This window comes from Candidatus Binatia bacterium, from assembly GCA_029248525.1.
Lineage (GTDB): Bacteria > Desulfobacterota > Binatia > UBA12015 > UBA12015 > UBA12015.
Genome location: JAQWJE010000029.1, coordinates 1 through 4,979, shown reverse-complemented (window position 1 = coordinate 4,979; position 4,979 = coordinate 1). Strand labels below are relative to the sequence as shown.

Genomic DNA, 4,979 nt, shown 5'->3' with positions numbered 1-4,979 from the left:
ACGCCGTCTCGACGCCTCCTCCCGCCAGAATGGAGCCGGCCAGGACGCCTGCTGCCAGAATGGTGCGAAATCCCTTGATGATCTGGTGATTTTCTCGAGTTTTCATCGTCTCTCCCTTTCTTGCCGGCGTTCGGCCGGTGTTGTTTTGGTTCGGCGGGTGGCCTGTGGGCCGGATGCCGTGGTGTCTGACAGAGAGGCGTGAAATTTGACGGCACGGTGTGCCGTTTGGGGGGAGGCCGGTCGGCGCCTCGCCCTTCGTGCGACACCGGATGGGACTGTCGAAACCAGAGCCACGAGAACTTTCGAGCCGGCGTCGGGCCATGGCGGGCGACTCTTGATTGTCGGGGATGGCAATTGTTCGGTTCGGGGCACCGGCGGAACTCCGACCCAAAAACGGGAAAGCCAGCTCAAGACTCTGCGGGATCTCTACAAGCGCAAATTGATTTCCGAGTCCGAGTACGAGAACGAGCGCAAACGGGCGATTCAGGATTTTGGTAACGCCAGTCGCTGAGTTTCGAGTTCTGCCGCCGCACGATGCGTGCGCGGTCCGTCAATCTCCGATCCGGATCTCGAGAATCAGAGCGCAGTGGTCCAGCTTCCACTTTCCGAAAAACTCCGGCCGGTACTCTGCCGCGACGACTTTGATCTCGGGCGTGACAAAGGCATGGTCGACGGTGGATGAGGATTCGTTCTTCAGGCTCCGAAAGCTGGGCCCGCCACAGGCAGGCGTGACGACGCGCCATCCATCGGGCACCATCCGGGCTTCCTTGGGCGATCGTTCCGGGTTCAGGTTAAAGTCCCCGATCACCACGCCGCAAGTAAGGTGCCTTGCGACCGAATCCCAGCAGGTTTTGCGATCCGCGGCGACCTTGAATGCGGGTGCCCGCAGTCCGGTGAGGGTGAGGTCACCGATCTCGACTGCGAGGTGGTTGGTTTGAGCGGTGTGGGTCGGGACCGCGGGCAAGGGGGGGAGCACGCGCATCGGTTGATTGGCGGCAATGCCGATCTGGTTGTGAAAGCCGCGCTTTCTTGGGGTCTGCTCGGAGGTCTCGACGTGGGGCCAGTGGTGCGTCAGGGCTTCGCGGTACTCCGGGGTTTCGACGAACTCGGTCAGAACGAGTGCGTCAAGGTTCAGATTGGCGAGGGACTGCAGAAGGTCGGCGGGCACGGACTTCGGGGCCCGGGTTTGGTGGGCGACGTTCAGGGTGGCGATGCGCATGGGGTAGGGCGTAGTAGGATTTCTGATGGCCAGCAAGGGGGGCTTTGGCCGAGGGGGTTTTCGGTCGTGCGTTTATGCTCTCTTGTGTTTCCGGTATTTAGAGGTCTTTGAAACCGACCAGATTTGCGATAGCGCACTCTTCGTACGTGACGGCAAGGGAGTGGTCTCAGGTTGGGCGGTATTCGCTTTCGACATCGGCGCGGTTTGGTGTCTGATCAGTTCCCGGTGAAGCAAGGAGAGTCCAATGCCCCGATTTGAACGAGCCCAGCATATTCTGGAGGCCGCGGTTGAGTGGCGCGACCGCTGTTTGTTGGATGAGGGTTCCGTTCTATCGGAGAAGCAACTTTGGACACGGGAGAATTTCAGGGAACTCATCCGCGACTACGTCGAGAACCCGGACGAGGGCGAGGGGAGTTTCTTTCAGAAGTTGAAAGGGCAGCTCGCGCCGGCCGCCCCGGCCGTCAATCAGCTGGCCGCCGAGATGTTCTGGGTTATGTATCTGGTGATCGCACAGGGTGCGATGGGCGGGGAGACAAAGCGATCGCAAATCCGGGATGTGTGGAGTTGGTCCGGAGAAACGCTGGAGGATGAGGTCGCTGGCCTTGGTCTGCCAATGGATGATGGTGTGGCGAACCCTGGTACCGCGTATCAGACCCACCGGTGGCGGGAGTTTCGATTCTTCATCACGTCGCTTGCGCGATGGTTCGACCTTCCCCTTGAGTCGCGCCGGAATCTCCTCGAGGACCCGTGGGGATATGCGGCATGGCTTGACGAATGCGAGGGTGTCGAGGGCCGCCAGCTTCGACACGCTTTGGTGTTTTTGCTCTTTCCTGACGAATTTGAGCCCATCGTTTCGCGGAGCAACAAGAGAGATATTTGCACGGCGTACGAGAAAAAATGGGGCGAGGGTGCCAAGACTGACTTGAAGAATGCTGTCGAGGTAGACCGGGCCCTTCTGGAAATCCGGCGGAAGCTTGAGTCGGAGGCTAAGCCGGGCGAGCTGATTCTGTTTTATCGCGAGCCCTACAGTTCGGTCTGGAAAAAAGGAAAGCCGTCGAACTTCGAGGGCCAGGAGAAGGAACCCACGGAACCGGAGACGGAAGCGGATTTCCAATCTGCACGTGTCTGGTTTTCAAATCGGTTCGGCAGCGCTTCGGTCTGGATGCTCAGTGCGGGAGAGGGGGGCCGGCTTTGGGAAGATTTCCAGTACTCCGGTCTCATCGCGATTGACTGGAGACTGGGCGATCTCACACAATACGAATCTCGAGCCGCGATGGGAGACGCGCTAGGCCTCGGGAATCGATACAATGATTCGCTCGCGCTCTGGCAGTTTGCCCATGAAATGAAGCCCGGAGACGTTGTGATCGCCAAGCAGGGCCGCACTCGCCTGCTTGGTTGGGGCGTTATCACCGGCGATTACGAATTCGATGAAGACCGGCCAGAAGCTCCGAACATCCGCAGTGTGGATTGGAAGTGGACGAAAGGCCTGCAAGTGCCGAAGGCGCGCAGCTTTGCGGTCAAGACCCTGACGAATTTTACCCGCGATCCCTACAAGGTTTGGGTCCGAGATGCATTTGGCTGGATGGAGGCGGACGCGCCAGACGCGCCGGAGCCGTCACTTCCCTCTCCTCCCTACGAACTGGGCGAGGCATTGGAAGATGTTTTCCTCTCGTCGGCAGAATTCGTGCAAATTCTCGACTCCATCAACCTTCGCAAGAATCTGATCCTGCAGGGCCCGCCGGGTGTGGGAAAAACATTTATTGCCAAGCGGGTTGCGTGGAGCGTGATCGGTTCCAAAGTCGATGACTGTATCGAGATGGTGCAATTTCACCAGTCGTATTCCTACGAAGATTTCGTGCAGGGCTGGCGCCCAACGGAGAGCGGTGGATTTGTCCTGCGGGATGGGGTCTTTCTGCGCTTCTGCGACAGGGCGCGTGAGCGCCCCGATCGACGTCATGTTTTCATCATCGACGAGATCAACCGAGGCAATCTTTCGAAGATTTTTGGCGAGCTGCTCATGCTGATCGAGTCGGATAAAAGGGGCGATGCATTTTCCATACCGCTCACCTATGCCCAGGGGGAAGAGCGGTTCTCGGTGCCCGAGAATGTCTACATTCTGGGTATGATGAATACCGCGGACAAGTCGCTTTCCCTCGTGGACTACGCGCTACGCCGCCGTTTTGCGTTTTCCTCGTTGCGCCCCTCGTTTAACTCGGACGGATTCGAGGCCTATCTGGCCTCGATGGGTGTGGAGGCAGATTTGATCCGCCGCATCATTGAGAAGATGTCCACCTTGAACGAGACCATTCGAGGGGATGACAAGGAACTCGGCCCCGGATTTGAAATCGGTCATAGCTATTTTGTTCCCCCGGAGGACCAGGACGCCATCGATGAGGAATGGTACGCGCGCGTGGTACGGACGCAGATTCAGCCGCTGCTTGCCGAGTATTGGTTCGATCAACCCCAAAAGGCACTCGACCTAGTCGAGGAGCTTCTGGCTTGAAGATTCCGATCGCCAATATCTACTACCTGCTCTGCTACGCGTGGGGGCACGCGGATCAGTCGGACCTGGTTTCGCTATCGGAGTTGCGCGGTCTGGAGCGGGTGCACGACCTCCTTGGCAAAGTTCTCGCCCACGGCACGCGGCGATTGGTAAAGCAGGGGTTGGCGCGCGACTACCTGGACCGCGTCGAAGATCTGGCAGGGGTGCGGGGCAAGATCCTGCCCTCGGAAATGGTGAAAAGGGCGGTTCGATCCAGCGGCCGGGTGACCTGCAAGTTTGGCGAACTCTCTGTCGATACGCCCGAAAATCGGATCCTCAAGGCGACCTTGGGGTTAATTGAGGGCGTGGACGGGCTCGACCAAAGGGTGCGTCGTGAAGTGCGCGAGGCTCGACGGCGCCTTGCGGGAGTGGCCGACGTCGCCCTCGATCGGAGGCTTTTCACAAGAGCGCGTGCTGCGGGTAATCGGCGCCTTTATCGGTTCTTGATTTCGCTTTGTTTGCTCGCATACGAGAGTTCGCTCGTGGATCAGGGTGACGGCGCCACGCGTATCTTTGACTTCCGCGATGATGAAGCGCAGATGTGGCGTATTTTCGAGGAGTTCGTGACTCGGTTCTATGCGCAGGAACAGATTCGATACACGGTCAATCGCAAGGGAAGGGCGATTCAATGGGCGGATGTCTCCGCGGCCTCAGAGGCCGACCGAGCGCATATTCCCAGAATGGAGGCGGACCTGATTCTCGAGGCCACGGATCGTCGGATCATCCTGGATTGCAAGTTTTATCGCGAGGCGTTCTCGAGTCGAGGCGCATCTGAGAAGTTGCACTCGGGGAATTTATATCAAATTCTCACTTACCTGCGTAATCGTGAAGAGACCGTCCCGGCGGGCCCGCGCCATGAGGGTGTTCTGCTCTATCCCGTCGTCGACAAGGCAATTGGGGTGGATGTGCAGCTCGAAGGATTCCGCGTACAGGCGCGAGGCGTCAACCTTGCGCGAGAGTGGTGGGAGATCCGCGACGAGATGCTCGCGGTTGTGAACTGACCGGGCTCATTTTGAATACTTCACGGGACCGCTCGTGGTGATTTGGTGGGTCGGCCGAGCCTAGCCGATTCTCCGAGCCGCTTCCTTGGCCAACGCATCATCGCCCTCCCGGGCAAGATCTCCGAGTTCTCCGCGTCCTCCCCGTTTTGCAAGGGCGAGCTCGACGTAGCCGCGTCGCGCTGCGTCCTGCATGTCTTCTCGGATCACCACCGAGAAT

At 58.9% G+C, this 4,979-nt stretch carries 4 protein-coding genes; 3 read left to right on the top strand and 1 reads right to left on the bottom strand.

Annotated features, from left to right (window positions below; all coding sequences use genetic code 11):
* Nucleotides 1-205 precede the first annotated feature (205 nt).
* Nucleotides 206-511, top strand: coding sequence for an SHOCT domain-containing protein (locus P8K07_06420; GenBank protein ID MDG1958153.1), 306 nt, complete (start codon nt 206-208; stop codon nt 509-511).
* A 39-nt stretch (nt 512-550) separates the two neighbouring features.
* Here P8K07_06420 and P8K07_06415 read toward each other — a convergent pair whose 3' ends face one another.
* On the bottom strand, nt 551-1,219 hold the full coding sequence (locus P8K07_06415; GenBank protein MDG1958152.1) for a hypothetical protein: 669 nt from the start codon (nt 1,217-1,219) through the stop codon (nt 551-553).
* Between the two features lie 244 nt (nt 1,220-1,463).
* Between P8K07_06415 and P8K07_06410 the strand changes: the two genes are divergently transcribed.
* Both P8K07_06410 and P8K07_06405 read left to right on the top strand, forming a co-directional pair.
* Nucleotides 1,464-3,722 (top strand): AAA family ATPase, encoded by a 2,259-nt coding sequence (locus P8K07_06410; GenBank protein ID MDG1958151.1) that lies wholly within the window; start codon nt 1,464-1,466, stop codon nt 3,720-3,722.
* The gene (locus P8K07_06405; protein MDG1958150.1) at nt 3,719-4,762 is read left to right on the top strand and encodes a hypothetical protein; all 1,044 of its coding nucleotides are present in this window, start codon (nt 3,719-3,721) and stop codon (nt 4,760-4,762) included. Before P8K07_06410 ends, P8K07_06405 begins: the two co-directional genes overlap by 4 nt.
* The last annotated feature ends 217 nt before the right edge of the window (nt 4,763-4,979 follow it).

Bases quoted from the DNA above. Each gene is read 5' to 3' on its own strand.
- P8K07_06415 (MDG1958152.1), bottom strand. From the start codon at position 1,219: ATGCGCATCGCCACCCTGAACGTCGCCCACCAAACCCGGGCCCCGAAG.
- P8K07_06410 (MDG1958151.1), top strand. From the start codon at position 1,464: ATGCCCCGATTTGAACGAGCCCAGCATATTCTGGAGGCCGCGGTTGAG.